Annotated in this window: 17 protein-coding genes and 1 riboswitch; of the genes, 16 read left to right on the forward strand and 1 reads right to left on the reverse strand. The window is 44.7% G+C overall.

What is annotated here, in order from left to right; genetic code table 11:
- Nucleotides 1-60 precede the first annotated feature (60 nt).
- From ACZ449_RS05085 to folE2, 3 genes are read left to right on the forward strand one after another with little or no spacing between them, the layout of a single operon-like run.
- Complete coding sequence (locus tag ACZ449_RS05085) at nucleotides 61-1140, forward strand: HD-GYP domain-containing protein (protein ID WP_464259978.1); 1080 nt, start codon at nucleotides 61-63, stop codon at nucleotides 1138-1140.
- A 29-nt stretch (nucleotides 1141-1169) separates the two neighbouring features.
- A complete protein-coding gene (gene queC, locus ACZ449_RS05090; protein WP_464259979.1) occupies nucleotides 1170-1856 on the forward strand; it encodes a 7-cyano-7-deazaguanine synthase QueC in 687 nt (228 codons plus the stop codon).
- 41 nt (nucleotides 1857-1897) lie between these two features.
- Nucleotides 1898-2686 (forward strand): GTP cyclohydrolase FolE2, encoded by a 789-nt coding sequence (gene folE2, locus ACZ449_RS05095; protein ID WP_464261815.1) that lies wholly within the window; start codon nucleotides 1898-1900, stop codon nucleotides 2684-2686.
- 54 nt (nucleotides 2687-2740) lie between these two features.
- On the opposite strand, the gene ACZ449_RS05100 is transcribed toward folE2, so the two are convergent.
- Nucleotides 2741-3037 (reverse strand): hypothetical protein, encoded by a 297-nt coding sequence (locus tag ACZ449_RS05100; protein WP_464259980.1) that lies wholly within the window; start codon nucleotides 3035-3037, stop codon nucleotides 2741-2743.
- 132 nt (nucleotides 3038-3169) lie between these two features.
- Here ACZ449_RS05100 and ACZ449_RS05105 point away from each other — a divergent pair, with 132 nt between their 5' ends.
- The 13 genes from ACZ449_RS05105 (at nucleotide 3170) to ACZ449_RS05165 (ending at nucleotide 15240) form a co-directional block, all read left to right on the forward strand.
- A complete protein-coding gene (locus ACZ449_RS05105; protein ID WP_464259981.1) occupies nucleotides 3170-4030 on the forward strand; it encodes a ChbG/HpnK family deacetylase in 861 nt (286 codons plus the stop codon).
- Between the two features lie 5 nt (nucleotides 4031-4035).
- A complete protein-coding gene (locus tag ACZ449_RS05110) occupies nucleotides 4036-4962 on the forward strand; it encodes an NAD-dependent epimerase/dehydratase family protein (RefSeq protein WP_464259982.1) in 927 nt (308 codons plus the stop codon).
- A 158-nt stretch (nucleotides 4963-5120) separates the two neighbouring features.
- A riboswitch (cobalamin riboswitch) is annotated at nucleotides 5121-5292 on the forward strand.
- Between the two features lie 111 nt (nucleotides 5293-5403).
- Nucleotides 5404-6498: a cobalt-precorrin-5B (C(1))-methyltransferase CbiD gene (gene cbiD, locus ACZ449_RS05115; RefSeq protein WP_464261816.1), complete on the forward strand. Its 1095-nt coding sequence runs from the start codon at nucleotides 5404-5406 to the stop codon at nucleotides 6496-6498.
- Nucleotides 6477-7109 carry a precorrin-6y C5,15-methyltransferase (decarboxylating) subunit CbiE gene (cbiE, locus tag ACZ449_RS05120; protein WP_464259983.1) on the forward strand — a complete coding sequence of 211 codons (633 nt, stop codon included), beginning with the start codon at nucleotides 6477-6479 and terminating at the stop codon, nucleotides 7107-7109. The genes cbiD and cbiE overlap by 22 nt, the downstream gene beginning before the upstream one ends.
- Entirely contained in the window at nucleotides 7106-7681 is a 576-nt protein-coding gene (gene cbiT / locus ACZ449_RS05125) for a precorrin-6Y C5,15-methyltransferase (decarboxylating) subunit CbiT (RefSeq protein WP_464259984.1), read from the forward strand. Before cbiE ends, cbiT begins: the two co-directional genes overlap by 4 nt.
- Before the next feature lie 45 nt (nucleotides 7682-7726).
- Nucleotides 7727-8482, forward strand: coding sequence for a precorrin-4 C(11)-methyltransferase (gene cobM, locus ACZ449_RS05130; RefSeq protein WP_464259985.1), 756 nt, complete (start codon nucleotides 7727-7729; stop codon nucleotides 8480-8482).
- Between the two features lie 3 nt (nucleotides 8483-8485).
- Nucleotides 8486-9559, forward strand: coding sequence for a cobalt-precorrin 5A hydrolase (locus ACZ449_RS05135; protein ID WP_464259986.1), 1074 nt, complete (start codon nucleotides 8486-8488; stop codon nucleotides 9557-9559).
- Between the two features lie 20 nt (nucleotides 9560-9579).
- On the forward strand, nucleotides 9580-10269 hold the full coding sequence (gene cobJ / locus ACZ449_RS05140) for a precorrin-3B C(17)-methyltransferase (RefSeq protein ID WP_464261817.1): 690 nt from the start codon (nucleotides 9580-9582) through the stop codon (nucleotides 10267-10269).
- The gene (gene cobK / locus ACZ449_RS05145) at nucleotides 10266-11027 is read left to right on the forward strand and encodes a precorrin-6A reductase (protein ID WP_464259987.1); all 762 of its coding nucleotides are present in this window, start codon (nucleotides 10266-10268) and stop codon (nucleotides 11025-11027) included. The genes cobJ and cobK overlap by 4 nt, the downstream gene beginning before the upstream one ends.
- Nucleotides 11028-11065: 38 nt before the next feature.
- Nucleotides 11066-11692, forward strand: coding sequence for a precorrin-8X methylmutase (locus ACZ449_RS05150; protein WP_464259988.1), 627 nt, complete (start codon nucleotides 11066-11068; stop codon nucleotides 11690-11692).
- A gap of 29 nt (nucleotides 11693-11721) precedes the next feature.
- A complete protein-coding gene (locus tag ACZ449_RS05155) occupies nucleotides 11722-13128 on the forward strand; it encodes a cobyrinate a,c-diamide synthase (protein WP_464259989.1) in 1407 nt (468 codons plus the stop codon).
- A gap of 5 nt (nucleotides 13129-13133) precedes the next feature.
- Nucleotides 13134-13715, forward strand: a complete 582-nt coding sequence (gene cobU, locus ACZ449_RS05160; protein ID WP_464259990.1) for a bifunctional adenosylcobinamide kinase/adenosylcobinamide-phosphate guanylyltransferase — start codon at nucleotides 13134-13136, stop codon at nucleotides 13713-13715.
- Nucleotides 13708-15240, forward strand: a complete 1533-nt coding sequence (locus ACZ449_RS05165) for a cobyric acid synthase (protein ID WP_464259991.1) — start codon at nucleotides 13708-13710, stop codon at nucleotides 15238-15240. Before cobU ends, ACZ449_RS05165 begins: the two co-directional genes overlap by 8 nt.
- Nucleotides 15241-15242 lie beyond the last annotated feature (2 nt).

The following is a 15242-nucleotide window of genomic DNA, read 5'->3' on the forward strand; positions in this document are numbered from 1 at the left end:
TGTAACTTTCTTTATTTGTAAAAAAATAAAACAGTGGTTAGGCGGGGGGAGGGAAGAAGTGTGGCGGCACGATATTGCATCAAACCATATTCGGTGAGCGAGGCAGAGGCTGGCATGGAAATTGGCCGGATGGTACTAACCCCAGATGATAAGGTCATTTTAAGTGAAGGTACAATTTTAACAGACAGTATACTGCAAGGCTTACAATTTTGGAATGTGACCACCGTATTTATCAAACAGGCATTGCCTGCTGAACCAGATATTGATTTTTCTATTCCGGAAACTGCTGTCCAGAAAAATTTCTATGAAGACTATGAAAATACTATCAATGTAGTGAAAGATGCATTTACTAAAACCCGATTTTTTAAAGATGTTGCACTAAATACTCTGCAGGATTTGGCTAATAATTTGATTGAACCGCTGATTAATGCGCATGGTGTAATTAATCATATGAATTTGGTGCGTCGGCAGGATGATTATACGTTTCATCACTCGGTTAATGTAGCTATTATTTGTGGGGTACTGGGTAAATGGCTTGGCTATGTAGGTAAAGAGTGGCAGGATTTGATACTGGCCGGTTTGCTTCACGATATTGGTAAAACGCAAATTCCACTTGAAATATTAAATAAACCTGGCAAGCTTATGCCTGAAGAGATGGAGATTATGCAGCTGCATACAACCCGTGGCTACAAGCTGCTGCGTGATAAACCAGGCATTCCCCAAGGCGTCATTCACGGAATTCTCCAGCATCATGAACGGTTTGACGGCAGTGGCTATCCGCTTGCCGTCCCAGGCGATCAAATCCATAGATATGCGAAAATTATTGCGGTTGCCGACATATATGATGCCATGACTTCAGATCGCGTTTATCATCGAAAAAGTTCGCCATTTGCTGTAGTCGAAATGGTTGTTGGAGAAATGTTTAATAAACTCGACCCGGAGATTGTTACAATTTTTTTAAATAATGTTCGCGACTATTTTATCGGCAATATTGTTGAATTAAGTGATGGTCGCCAGGCTGAAGTAATTTACCTGGGACAGTTTATGGCAGCAAGACCAATAGTTGTTACCGAAGATAAAGAATATATTGATTTAGAATGTAACAAAACACTGAGTATTGTGAAAGTTATTAGAGCTTAAAATAAATAATTGAAATAAGGGGATTACTTATGAACAAAAAGGCCGTCGTGCTATTGTCAGGCGGACTGGACTCTACTGTATGCATGGCTGTTGCACGTAATGAAGGCTATGAACTTTTACCGATCAGCTTTAATTACCATCAGCGGCACAAAAAAGAACTTGCTGCTGCCGCTAGCGTAGCTGAACATTATAAGGTTAGCCGCCATTTAATTATTGAAACCAATATGGAGGCTATTGGTGGTAGCGCCTTGACAGATACGAGTATAGCTGTACCGGCAGGCGAAATTGGTGCAACTACAGTACCAATTACTTATGTACCTGCACGGAACTTGATATTTCTTAGCTATGCACTTGGTTATGCAGAGGTAACAGGCGCTGAACGGGTATATATTGGTGTTAATGCTCTCGATTACTCAGGTTATCCTGATTGTCGACCCGAGTTTATTGCTATGTTTCAGCAATTGGCTAACTTTTCTACTAAAGCAACTGCGGAAGATGGCAGAAAAATTATGATTGAGACGCCACTGATAAGCTTAACCAAAAAAGATATTGTATTATTGGGGGACAAGCTAGGTGCACCACTCCAGCTGACAACAAGCTGCTATGAAGGCACAGATGTGGCTTGTGGGCGATGTGACAGCTGTCTTTTGCGTCTAAAAGGGTTTGCTGAAGCAGGCCGGATTGATCCGATTTTGTATCATGCTAGGAGTGAGTAATTATGAAGCCAACGACCCAGGGGCGCAGCACAAATACCAGTATTAAGGATGTCCAAAATAGCTGTGATGAACGTGGTATTGCAATTCAAAAAGTGGGAGTCAGTGATGTGCATCTGCCGTTTTTAATAAAAACTAAAAGCGGCTCATTTCAAAGCGTTTTAGCCAAAATTAAGCTTACTGTTGATTTACCGCAAGAGTTCAAAGGGACACATATGAGCCGGTTTATTGAAATCCTCAGCGACTGGAGTCAAAAGCCGGTGTCCTACCGGGAAATTGAGTATATGTTAACAGACACAATTGATCGTTTGCAGGCCAAACGCGCCCATATTGATATTACTTTTAAATATTTTATTGAAAAAATGGCTCCTGTGAGTGGTCTCAAAAGTATGCTTGATTGTGATTGCATGTTTTCTGCTAACTTAACCCGCGGTGAGCATCTGGACTTTATGTTTGGTATTACGGTACCATTTACCTCACTATGTCCCTGCAGCAAGGAAATATCACAATATGGGGCGCATAACCAGCGGGGCATTATGCGGGTAAAGATTAAACAGCATCCTGGAAATTTTATCTGGATTGAAGATTTGGCAAAAATGATGGAAGAACAAGGCAGTTGTCAGGTATATTCCCTTTTAAAACGTGGGGATGAAAAATATGTTACCGAAAAAGCATATGAAAATCCTAAATTTGTTGAAGATGTACTCAGAGACTTAGTATTAACGTTGCGCAAGATTGATGGTGTTCAGTGGTTTGAAATTGAATGTGAGAACTATGAATCCATTCATAACCATAGCGCCTATGCCACACATACTGAGTGTGTAGATAGCTAATAGACGGCGCCGGACTGCGAAGTCTAAGTCCGGCGCCGCATTTGGCTTTAGTGATTATTCAGCAGTATAGTCACCATTTGCATCATATTTGGCAGTTAAGGTTTGGTTAGCCATAGCGCTTTTCGAGCTAGTGGCTGAAGTACTGCTGCCTGTTTGCGATTGTTTAGCTAGTTTGCTTAATTTGTTCATATCCGCCGAGGTAGCGGAAGCTGTGGTGGTAGAAGAAGTAGCGGAAGTTCCAGACGTTCCGGTGGTGTTACTAGAGTAATCGTTGTTAGCATCCATTTTGGCAGTCAAGGTACCATATTCACTTTTACTTGCTGCTTGTTTGCTTTGTTTGGATTGTTCCATAATGTGATTACCTCCCTAAATTTTTATTTGGTCATGTGACCAATATTAGTATCAGAAAACACATATCAAGTCATACCAGGGATTTTTTGCCCTAGCAGAAATATGCGGCTGAAGTCCTTTTCGAGGTTAAATATGAAACAGTTAATTGTAAATGCGGATGATTTTGGGTTGCATGAAAATATTAATCTTGGTATTATTGAAGGCCATATTAAGGGCTGTATAACAAGTACTTCGATTATGGCCGGTGCTCCAGCTTTTGAACATGCGGTAGCTGTAGCTGCTGACCATCCACAGCTCGGAATTGGTGTTCATCTTACCCTTGTAGGCGGATTGCCGATAGCTGAACCTAGTTCCATTCCTTCACTAGTTGATGGTGAGGGGATGTTATATACTAGTTATCCGGCATTTTTAAAAAAGTTTTGTTTGGGAGATATTCGCCTTGCTGATATGCACCGTGAGCTTACTGGACAGGTGAAAAAAATACTATCAACTGGACTTAAGATTACTCATCTTGACAGCCATCAGCATATGCATGTGGTGCCGGGGATTCTCGATATTGTGCTAAGTATTGCTAAAGAATTCAATATCCAGGCTATGCGGATACCGGCTGAATCGCTGGTGTTCTTAGGTGGTTTTAAACCAGGCGCCGGCAGGGTGATTGGCCGCTTTGGTCTTAGCACGCTGGCTGGCTTGGCTCGTTTTAAGGCCCGGCAGGCTGGTCTAGCTGCACCCGATTATTTCTATGGAATGTTAGCAGGCGGCAGTATGGAAGAAAGGCTTCTACTCAATATTATAAACAACTTATCTGCAGGTATAACAGAAGTTATGGTTCATCCTGGCATTGATGAGGCTGCACTCAACAGCATATTTAATTGGCAATACCATTGGCAGCAGGAACTGCAGGCAGTGACCAGCTGCCAGGTTGCTAGTCGTTTGCAACAAGAGAATATTGAACTCGTGTCATTTGCCAGGCTGAGTAACAGTAAAGGGTGATGAATTTGAAGGTAGTAGTAACTGGTGGCGCTGGTTTTATCGGTTCGCACACTGTGGATAAGATGATAGACAGAGGCTGGGAAGTTGTCATAATTGACAATTTGAGTACTGGATTACGAGCCAATGTTAATATTGGAGCCAGGCTTGTTCAAATGGATATATTGGATAATACATTGGTAGAGTTGTTTTCACGGGAAAAATTTGACTGTGTTTTGCATCTTGCTGCGCAGACGGCTGTGCCTTATTCGATTGAGCATCCTGATATTGATTGTCAGGTTAATTTACTCGGCTTGGTGAATGTAATGGAAGCCTGCCGTAAAACAGGCGTCAAACGCGTGGCCATTGCCTCCAGCGCCGCTGTATATGGCGATGCTGCCAGTCTGCCGATTACTGAAGATATGGAGCTTAAGCCAGGGTCCTTTTATGGTCTGACCAAGTGCACCAGTGAGAAGTATCTTGCGTTATACAGCCAGATATACCATATTGATTATGTTGCTCTCCGGTATGCCAATGTGTATGGAGAACGTCAGGGAGATGGCGGCGAAGGCGGGGTAGTGAGCATCTTTACCCGCAAAATAGCGGAAGAGCAGCCTATGTATGTCTTTGGTGATGGTGGTCAAACAAGGGACTTTATTTATGTCGGTGATGTGGCTGAGGCGAATTGCCAAGCGCTTACTGCGCCGTTGTCAGCGGTAAACCGGGTATATAATGTCAGTACGCAGACGCAGACTAGTGTCAATGACCTTGCCGCACTATTAAATAAAGCGGCTGCTAAATCAGCAAAACCGAATTACTTGCCAGCAAGAGACGGCGATATCTATCATTCTACGTTGTCTAACAAGGCGGCTGTTACTCTTCTTGGCTGGAAGCCGGCGATGCCGCTTGCTGATGGTTTGGGTCGGACTTACCATTCCATCAAGGAAAAACTATAAAAGATATGGAAGAAAATCACCCAAGATAAGCAGCGGGTGATTTTTTTGCAACTGTGTAATCTTTTGGCAGGAAAGGGCGTACTTAATTAATTTTGATAATAATTGTCTTGTTAGCAGGAAAATAGTCAAGTATATGGAATTATACCACTAACATAATTTGATAGTGTAAGGGAATGGGTGCTTTGTGCTTAATAGGGAAGTCTGGTGTAATACCGGCACGGTCCCGCCACTGTAATGGGGATGCCTCCTAAATTTGCCACTGGGAAACCGGGAAGGCTTAGGGCGGCGATGAACCAGAGTCAGGAGACCTGCCTGTTCTAACACACGCCGTTAGGACCTACGGAAGATAGGCAGGTGTGGGTACAATAATCAGGCAAAATTTATGTATTGTTTGGTATTATACCCCCTGCTAAGGGGGTTTTTCTATTGTCTGACAAGCAAATGCGCAAAGGAATAACTACAGGGACTTGTGCAGCCGCAGCGGCCAAGGCGGCAGTAATGGCTTGGCAAGGTCAGCAGGTTGCTGCAGTTGAGGTCATTTCGCCGCAAGGCATAATGCTGGTAGCACCAATAGCCGAAAGTCATGCGCTGACACATGGTGGTGTTGGCTGGGTAATTAAGGATGCTGGTGATGATCCGGATATTACGAATGGGGTTAAAATTGCAGCTGAAGTAATTATAACTGATCAACCAGGTATTATTATCAGGGCCGGTGAGGGCGTAGGGACGGTGACAAAGCCGGGTCTGGCTATGCCGGTAGGCGAACCGGCTGTAAACCCTGGACCGCGTACTATGATTACGCAAGCAGTTAATGATTGTTTGCCAGCAGGCAAAGGTGCTATTGTTACTATTTCGGTTCCCAACGGGGAGGCATTAGCTGCTAGAACGCTCAATCCCATATTAGGAATTGTCGGCGGTTTATCCATTATTGGTACTACCGGGATTGTTGAACCCATGTCTGAAGAAGCTTTTAAGAATTCGCTAGTTCCTCAGATCAGTGTGGTGCAGGCGCTGGGATATGACGAAATCGTTTTTGCGCCTGGGAAGATTGGACAGGATATTGCCATTAATCGGTATGGTTTGCCAGCAGAAACGGTTGTGCAAACTAGCAATTTTATGGGGCATATGTTGGAACATGCCGTGAAGTATGGAATGCGGCAGGTGCTTTTGTTTGGTCATCTAGGTAAAATTGTTAAGGTGTCAGCCGGAATATTTCACACTCATAATCGAATGGCTGATGCCCGGATGGAAACATTAGCTGCCTATTTGGCTGTCAGCGGGGCGCCACAGGCTGCCATTGAAGAGATATTGTCTTCGACTACAACAGAAGCAGCTATGCCAATTATTGCTCGCTATAATATGAATAAGGTATATAATTTATTAGCTGAAAGGGCTAGTGCCAGAGCGATGCGTTATGTGTTTGGTGATTTAACCGTGGGGACAGTCATCGTGACTTTGAAGGGAGAGATACTGGGCCTTGATCAGACGGCCCGGGAAATTGGAGGCCATTTAGGATGGAATGTACCTATCGAATAATTATTGTCGGTATTGGTCCCGGTTCGCCTGATTATATGTTGCCAATAGCCAGCCGGACAATTGCAGCGGCTACTATTTTGGTCGGTAGCCAACGGGCGCTGGATACGTTTGCGTCGATTAATCAGGTTACCAAGGTGATTGATAAAGATATTAGCGGTGTGCTTGATTTTATTGAGCAGCAGCTTGCCAGTCAGGATGTAGTTGTTATGGTATCAGGTGATCCCGGGTTTTACAGTATGTTGACTGCGCTGAGAAAGCGTTTTGTCGCAGAATGTCTTACTGTTATCCCAGGGATTAGTTCAGTGCAGCTTGCTTTTGCGCGAGTGGCTGAGGTTTGGCAAGACGCGGCTTTAATCAGTATGCATGGCCGTAAGGCGGCTGATGACGTACTATGCTATCATCCTGGATATAAGTTGGGGATATTAACAGATACGCAGCATAATCCTGCGAACATTGCTGGTATTTTGTTAGAACATGGTTGGCCTACGAATGCTTGTGTATGGTTATGTACCAACCTGTCCTATGATAATGAAGAAGTAGTTGCTACGACGTTGGCTGAGACAAAAACAATTGCTGGATTTGAACATAGTGTAATGGTGGTGAAATCATGACGCAGAGACTAGGGATTCCAGACAGCCAGTTTATTCGTGGCGATATTCCGATGACGAAGCAGGAAATTAGGATATTAACATTAGCAAAAGCCATTATTGCCACTAACGATACTGTCATTGACATTGGTGCAGGTACAGGCTCGCTGTCTGTAGAAGCTGCTTTATTAGCCGAACAGGGCAAAGTATTTGCGATTGAACGGGAAGCAGAAGGTATTGAATTAATTAAGGCTAATGCCGCTAAATTTAAAGCTAGTAATGTTGAGGCCATACTGGGAGCCGCCCCTGAGGCCCTAAATGGATTGCCAGCTGCTGATGTTATTTTAATTGGTGGTAGCGGTGGGCTTTTGCCAGATATACTAGCATGTGCTGATAAGTTGCTTAAACCGGGTGGCCGGCTGGTGATAACAGCCGTCACGGTGGAAACGCTGTCAACTGCGCTCCATATTATGAGAGCTAAAAAGGAATACAGCGTGGATGCCTGCGCTGTCCAGGTAACCCGAATTCAACCAGTAGGTACCAGTAATATGTTCAAGGCACTTAATCCGATATACATAATCGCTTGTAGTAAATAGGTCCAGGCTGGGTTATAACAGCCTAAGAAGAAGGGAGATATACTAATGAACGTTTTTTTTGTTGGAGCCGGTCCGGGCGACCCGGAACTAATTACTGTCAAAGGCCAACGGCTTTTGGGACAGGCCGATATCATTATTTATGCTGGCTCATTGGTCAATCCGGCACTGCTTTCACTGGCTAAAAATGGTGCCGCCATCTATAACAGCGCATCAATGACGCTGGATGAGGTTATTGCTGTTATGGAACAAGGGGTAAAAGAAAACAAACTGGTAGTTAGACTCCACACAGGGGATCCCAGCATTTATGGTGCCATCCAGGAACAAATGGATAAATTGGCAGTTAGCAATATTTCCTTTGAGGTTATCCCCGGAGTTAGTTCTTTCCTGGCTACTGCAGCTGCCTTAAAACAGGAATATACCTTGCCGGATGTATCTCAGACGGTGATTATTACCCGGTTAGAAGGCCGTACTCCTGTACCTGAAAAAGAAAAGCTAGTTAAGTTGGCCAGTCATGAAGCAACCATGTGCATCTTTTTGAGTGTGCATATGCTGGACAATGTTGTAAAAGAGCTAATAGATGGTGGTTATACCAAAGAAACGCCGGTAGCTATTGTGCAAAAGGCCTCCTGGCCGGATCAGAAAATCTACCGTAGTACCTTGGCTGACATTGCCCAGCTTGCGCGGGAAAATAATATTGACCGCACGGCCATGATTGTTGTTGGCAAGGTTTTAAGCACAGATTACGCTTTATCCAGGCTCTATGCTCCTGAATTTGGACATATGTTCAGGGAGGCCAAGTAGGCTGTGAAAATAGCAGTCATTTCAGTAACTAATAAAGGCGCTGAATTAGCCGGCAGGATAGCGCCCCTTATCGGAACTGAAGTTGATATTTATGCCAAGATTGGGCGCAACCCGCGCAATGAACCTCATACCTACTGTCGTTTAAGTGATTTGGTAGGCGAACTGTTTTCAAACTATAATGGTTTGCTTTTTATTATGGCAACAGGTATTGTTGTGAGGGTAATTGCGCCCTATGTCAAGGATAAACGATTTGACCCGGCGGTAGTGGTTATGGATGATGGCGGTAATTTTGCGATTAGCCTGTTGTCAGGTCATATTGGCGGTGCCAATGAGCTGGCTCAGTTGGTGGGGGAGGCTGCCGGAGCCGCGCCGGTTATTACGACAGCTACGGATGTCGCAAAATTACCAGCAGCCGATGTGCTTGCCGTCAAACTTAACTTAGTGATAGAACCGTTTAATTCCCTAAAAATAATCAATTCGGCCATTGTTAATGGCGACAAAGTGACGTTTTTCCTGGATAGCGAATTGGCCGAACAAGAGAAATATACTTGTTTAGCAGCGAAACAAGGGGTTGTATTAGCTGATAGCAGTGAATTGGCTCTTATTGAGGAATATGATGCAGCCATAGTAATTACCGACAGGATACTCAGTATTTCCAAACCACATCTGTATTTGCGTCCAGGCAGCTTAGCCATTGGTATTGGTTGCCGTCGTGGTACGACCAGCACTGAAATTTTGTCGGCTATCAATCAGGCCTGTCAGGCTGCTAAATGCAGTGTTAAGAGTGTGGCAATAATTGGGAGTACAGTAGTCAAAGCAGACGAAATTGGTCTATTGGCAGCTGCGCAGCAATTGGCGGTTCCTATTAAATTTTTTGCCAATGAGCAGTTGCAAGAATGTATTGAACAACATGCCTTGTCGTTATCAAATTTTGTTAAAGAAAAGATAGGAGTGGGAAATGTATGCGAACCAGCAGCAATTCTAGCGGGGAAAACCAGCAATCTGATTTTGCCGAAAACCAAGTATCCCAAAGTGACTGTGGCTATCACGCCGGTAAGCTCTCGGTGGTGGGAATAGGGCCTGGCAGTTTTATTGACATGACACCGCGCGCCCGGCAAGCTATTGAATGTGCGGAGGTTATTGTCGGGTATGATACCTATTTGGACTTGGTGAAAGATTTGTTGCCAGGGAAAACAATTATTGGCACAGGCATGATGCAGGAAATTGATCGCTGCCAGGCGGCAGTAGAGCAAGCGATGGAAGGCAAACAGGTTGCCGTTATCTCTAGCGGTGATCCAGGCATATACGGTATGGCTGGTCTTGTTCTTGAACTTGTTGCCAAATATCCGGCAACTATTCAGCCTGAAGTTAGTGTTGTTCCTGGTATTAGTGCTGTTGGAGCAGCAGCTTCCATTTTGGGTGCACCATTAATGCACGATTTTGCTGTTATCAGTTTGAGCGACCTGTTGACTCCCTGGGAGGTTATTCAAAAGCGAGTCGAGATGGCAGCGGCTGGAGATTTTGTTATTGCTATCTATAATCCAAAAAGTATCCGGCGGACAAGTCAAATTGAAACAGTGCGCGAAATTGCATTGAAACACCGGGGGCCTGACACTCCTGTCGGTATTGTTCATCATGCCAGCCGAACCAAAGAGAACATGAAAATCTCGACCTTGGAACATTTCACGAATGAACATATTGACATGTTTTCGCTGGTCATCATTGGCAATAGCCAGACGTATGTAGTTGATGGGAAAATGGTGACGCCGCGAGGCTATCACCTATGATTTTAGTGCTGGCTGGAACGCTTGATGGCCGGGAATTGGCTGTGCGTTTAGCAAAAGCCAGCCATCAGGTGATGGTTTCGGTAATTAGCGAATATGGCCGAAGCTTAGCTGAACTGCCGGGTATTCGTGTTCATGCCGGGCCATTGACAGTAGGTGGTATGCAAAGTTTAATTGCCGACCAGAACATTGAGGTCATTGTCGATGCCAGCCATCCTTATGCTGTGAATGGCTCACTAAATGCCATGGCGGCCTGTGAGCTTACAGGTATTGAATATATTCGGTATGAACGCTCCGAGGTTTGTGTTCCAGAATATGAACGATTATATGTTGCCAGCGATGCTGCTCATGCGGCTAAGCTGGCAGCCAGTCTGGGCAAGGTGATATTCCTAACTACTGGCAGTCGTACACTAAAAACATTTAGAGACGAACCATCATTGGCAAATTGCCGCCTGATTGCGCGGGTGCTGCCTCAACCTGATGTTATACAAGAGTGTGTTGACGTAGGCTTTGATTTAGGTGACATTGTGGCCATCAAAGGGCCATTTTCTCAGCAACTTAATATAGCGCTATTTAAAGAATATGCTGCCGAAGTCATTATAACTAAAAATAGCGGGACAATCGGCGGTGCAGATACTAAAATAGCGGCAGCAATTGAGCTGAATTTATCGATTATTGTAATCGGCAGACCAGATATCAACTATAGGAATTTGTGTCAGACACAAGAACAAGTAATGAATAGGGTAAACAATATTGGTTAACAAAGAGTTAACGTCAATTTATAAGGGAGGTAGCACTGATGTCGTACATAAAAGATCCGATGGCTATTGAAATACGCAGTATGGAAATTATTGCGCCATACTTGGCTGAATTCCACTTAGACGAACAGACCATCAAGGTGTATTCACGAATCATCCATGCAGCCGGTGACCCGGATTATGCTACTATTATAAAAGTGCATCCGGAGGCTATTGCCGCAGGGATTGCTGCACTGAAAGCCGGTTGTAATATTTTTTGTGATGTTGAAATGGTGCGCACAGGTATAAATAAACGCCGGTTGGCCCAATTTGGTGGGCAGGCGTTCTGCTTAGTGGCTGATGAGACCGTGGCTCAGGAAGCTAAAGCAGCCGGTATTACCCGCTCGATGGCAGCTATGCGTAAATTCGGCACACAGCTTAATGGTGCCATTGTAGCTATTGGCAATGCACCAACCGCATTGTTTGAAGTACTGAAAATGATTAAAGAAGAGAATATTAAGCCAGCGCTTATTATTGGTGTGCCAGTTGGTTTTGTTGGTGCGGCTGAGTCGAAAGAATTGCTGCATACGACTGCGCCTGTACCATATATTACTGTGCTAGGCAATAAGGGTGGCAGTCCGATTGCGGCAGCTTCTGTCAATGCAGTTATGTATATGTTAGGCCGCTAAACGATAAGCACTATTTAGGAGGGGTGCGCATGGCCCAATTGAATATTCCCAGAGTTGTCATTGCAGGCGTTAATAGTGGTGTTGGTAAAACAACCATCGTAACCGGTATGCTCGCGGCGTTATCCAAGCGTGGCTTCAAAGTCCAATCTTATAAAGTGGGCCCTGATTATATTGATCCTGGTTTTCATCGCTTAGCCAGTGGTAAAAGTGCGCATAATCTTGATTCTTGGCTGGTGCCGCCAGAATTGCTGGCAGACATATTTACCAGTACGGCAGCTGGAAATGATATTGCCATTATTGAGGGTGTTATGGGGCTGTATGACGGCGGGCGTGCTGGTGTTAGCAGCACGGCAACTGTAGCGAAATTGCTAAAAGCGCCGGTAGTGCTGGTGATTGATGCTAAATCAATGGGGGAGAGTGCGGCGGCCATTGCGCTAGGCTTTAAACTGTATGATTCAGAAGTGGATTTGGCTGGTGTCATTATTAACAGGCTTGGCTCAGAAAGTCATAAACTGATGGTATGTGAGGCAATGGATAGATTGGGGATTCCGGTTATCGGCACAGTTTTTCGCAACAATGAGCTTAGTATGCCAGAACGTCACCTTGGTTTGACACCAGTTACAGAGCATGATGCGGTAGCTGTAGTAGATAAAATAGGACAGCAAGTGGCAGAGCAGGTGGCCTTAGATGAGCTGGTGGCTGTGGCTAAAACCGCCGGACCGCTTCCGAGACGTAGTGTACCAGCAAAGGTCAAGCTTAATCAGACACCAGTCCGTATTGGCGTAGCCCAAGATGATGTTTTTACTTTCTACTATCCATCAAGCCTGGAAGTTTTAGCTGAATTTGGTGCGGAAATTATTCCTTTCAGCCCGCTTAACGATAAAAAATTGCCTACGGTAGACGGGATCATATTAGGCGGTGGTTTTCCTGAAATGTTCGTCAAGGAATTATCAGCCAATACCGTTATGCGACAGGATATATTGCAGGCAGCTAAGCACGGTATGCCGATATACGCCGAGTGTGGCGGGTTGATGTATCTGATGCGGCAAATAACAGATTTTGATAATCAGACATATGATATGGCTGGCGTTATTCCAGCAGTATGTCAGATGCAATCTAAACTTGAAACTGTAGGCTATGTGGAAGCTGAGGCTTTAACTGACAATATACTATGTACGGCAGGGGTAAGCTTGCGGGGACATGAATTTCATTTTTCCCGGATGTTTCCTGATATGAGCAGCGAAGAATTTCCGTGGGCCTTTGCATTTAAAAAAATGCGGACAGGTGCTATTTACCAAGGCGGTTATGCGTCAGAAAATGTTGTAGCATCCTATTTGCATATGCATTTTGCTGGAAATCGGCAAGCTGCTGAGCGGTTTGTTGATTGCTGCGCTAAGTACAGGCAGTACCTAGAAGGACAAGGACAGGAGATGTAGTTACGATGGCAGGTAAAATTGTGCTGGTGACAGGCGGTGCTCGCAGTGGCAAGAGCACGTTTGCCGAACGGTATGCCGCTCGTGGTGGACGGCCGGTAGCCTATATTGCTACTGCTCAAATCTATGATGATGAAATGAAAGAACGGGTAAGTATTCATCAAAGCCGCCGCCCTGCCAACTGGCCGACTTTTGAAGCACCATATAATGCCGATGAGGCCATGGCAAAAGCAGTTCAGAGTGCCAAAACGGTATTGTTTGATTGTCTGACACTGTATACCAGTAATCTGCTTTTGGCGCCTGATGCTCCAACTGACAGGGAAGAACGCCGTCAGTCTGTGCTTAATGGCATTGAAAAACTACTGGCTAGAGCTAAACAGGGAAATTGTGATGTGATTTTTGTTACTAACGAAGTTGGCTTAGGGATTGTTCCAGATAATGCATTGGCGCGAGAATACCGTGATGTGGCAGGGCTTGTCAATCAAAAGGTAGCGGCTAATGCGGATGAAGTATATTTGGTAGTAAGTGGTTTGGCTGTTGAACTAAAAAAAATAGCCGTTAGTCTGGAGGAGGGTGAGCTTAATGGCTAAAGCAATTATGTTGCAGGGAACAAGCTCCCATGTTGGCAAGAGTATTTTAACTACGGCGTTGTGCCGGATTTTTAAACAAGATGGTCAGAAGGTAACGCCATTTAAAGCACAAAATATGGCACTTAACTCCTATGTTACCAAAACCGGTGGTGAAATGGGCCGGGCACAAGTGGCTCAGGCCGAAGCAGCCGGATTGGATCCGACGGTCGAAATGAACCCGGTATTATTAAAACCTACAGGTAATTCCTGTTCGCAGGTGATTGTTATGGGTAAGCCTGTGAGCAACATGTCAGCGAAGGAATATCATGCCGGCTATAGTCTGAAGGCTCTAGGAGTAGTAACCGAGTGTATCCAAAAGCTGCACAAAGAATTTGATACCATTGTCATTGAAGGCGCTGGCAGCCCGGCCGAGGTTAACCTTAAAGACAATGATATTGTTAATATGCGTGTTGCTAAACTGGCTGGCGCACCAGTTCTGCTTATTGCTGATATAGATAGAGGCGGAGCCTTAGCTTCCATTGTCGGGACGCTGGAATTACTAGACCCAGATGAGCGCGCTTTAGTAAAAGGCATCATTATTAACAAGTTCAGAGGCGATATTACGTTACTGAAACCAGCATTGGATTTTCTTGAAGTTAAGACAGGTAAGCCAGTCATTGGTGTTGTACCTCATCTTGACAGGCTGGGGATTGATGATGAGGACTCTGTTTCATTGGAGGATAAAGAACAAACAGAGAAAATCGGAGCGCTTGATATAGCCGTGTTGCGGTTGCCGAAAATATCTAACTTTACTGATTTTGATGCATTAGCTAATGAAAGTGATGTACAGGTAAGATATGTGCGCCAGGGGGAACCGATTGGCAAACCTGATCTGATTATCCTCCCAGGCAGCAAAAATACTACTGAAGATTTATTATACCTTCGCCACAATGGCTATGAACAGGAGCTTATCAGGCTGGCCAAAAGTGGTACGCCAATTGTGGGCATCTGCGGTGGTTATCAGATGTTAGGGCGGGAGGTACAAGACCCTGAACATACAGAGTCAGACCTTGACAAAGTTATGGGTTTAGGTCTTATTGACAGTATTACTATCTTCGAAGCCAATAAAGTAACTCATCAGGTTAAAGCGGCAGCGTGTAGCCATAAATTTTTAGGGATTAATTATAGCGGTGACAACTTGGTCGGTTATGAAATTCATATGGGTCGTACCCAGTTCTTATCACCAGTAGATACTGCTTTCACTATTGCCACCCGGTCTGGTAAAGAGGTACAGTTAAATGATGGTGCTGTCTCTGCAGACGGTTTGGTTATGGGTACCTATATCCATGGGATTTTTGACAATGACGCCTATCGTCGGACAGTGCTGGATGCGCTGAGAGTACGCAAAGGGTTAGCACCGTTAGGCGTAATCCAGGATACGCAGGCTCGTAAAGATGCTGCCTATAATCGATTGGCTGACGTTGTCAGACAGAGTCTGGATATGGAGTTAGTCTATCAGATTATGAACGAAAATACTGGTAGATAACT

Source organism: Desulfosporomusa polytropa (assembly GCF_055380075.1).

Bases quoted from the DNA above. Each gene is read 5' to 3' on its own strand.
- queC (WP_464259979.1), top strand. From the start codon at position 1,170: ATGAACAAAAAGGCCGTCGTGCTATTGTCAGGCGGACTGGACTCTACT.
- ACZ449_RS05100 (WP_464259980.1), bottom strand. From the start codon at position 3,037: ATGGAACAATCCAAACAAAGCAAACAAGCAGCAAGTAAAAGTGAATAT.
- ACZ449_RS05105 (WP_464259981.1), top strand. From the start codon at position 3,170: ATGAAACAGTTAATTGTAAATGCGGATGATTTTGGGTTGCATGAAAAT.
- cbiD (WP_464261816.1), top strand. From the start codon at position 5,404: ATGCGCAAAGGAATAACTACAGGGACTTGTGCAGCCGCAGCGGCCAAG.
- cbiE (WP_464259983.1), top strand. From the start codon at position 6,477: ATGGAATGTACCTATCGAATAATTATTGTCGGTATTGGTCCCGGTTCG.
- cbiT (WP_464259984.1), top strand. From the start codon at position 7,106: ATGACGCAGAGACTAGGGATTCCAGACAGCCAGTTTATTCGTGGCGAT.
- cobM (WP_464259985.1), top strand. From the start codon at position 7,727: ATGAACGTTTTTTTTGTTGGAGCCGGTCCGGGCGACCCGGAACTAATT.
- cobJ (WP_464261817.1), top strand. From the start codon at position 9,580: ATGACACCGCGCGCCCGGCAAGCTATTGAATGTGCGGAGGTTATTGTC.
- cobK (WP_464259987.1), top strand. From the start codon at position 10,266: ATGATTTTAGTGCTGGCTGGAACGCTTGATGGCCGGGAATTGGCTGTG.
- ACZ449_RS05150 (WP_464259988.1), top strand. From the start codon at position 11,066: ATGTCGTACATAAAAGATCCGATGGCTATTGAAATACGCAGTATGGAA.
- ACZ449_RS05155 (WP_464259989.1), top strand. From the start codon at position 11,722: ATGGCCCAATTGAATATTCCCAGAGTTGTCATTGCAGGCGTTAATAGT.
- cobU (WP_464259990.1), top strand. From the start codon at position 13,134: ATGGCAGGTAAAATTGTGCTGGTGACAGGCGGTGCTCGCAGTGGCAAG.
- ACZ449_RS05165 (WP_464259991.1), top strand. From the start codon at position 13,708: ATGGCTAAAGCAATTATGTTGCAGGGAACAAGCTCCCATGTTGGCAAG.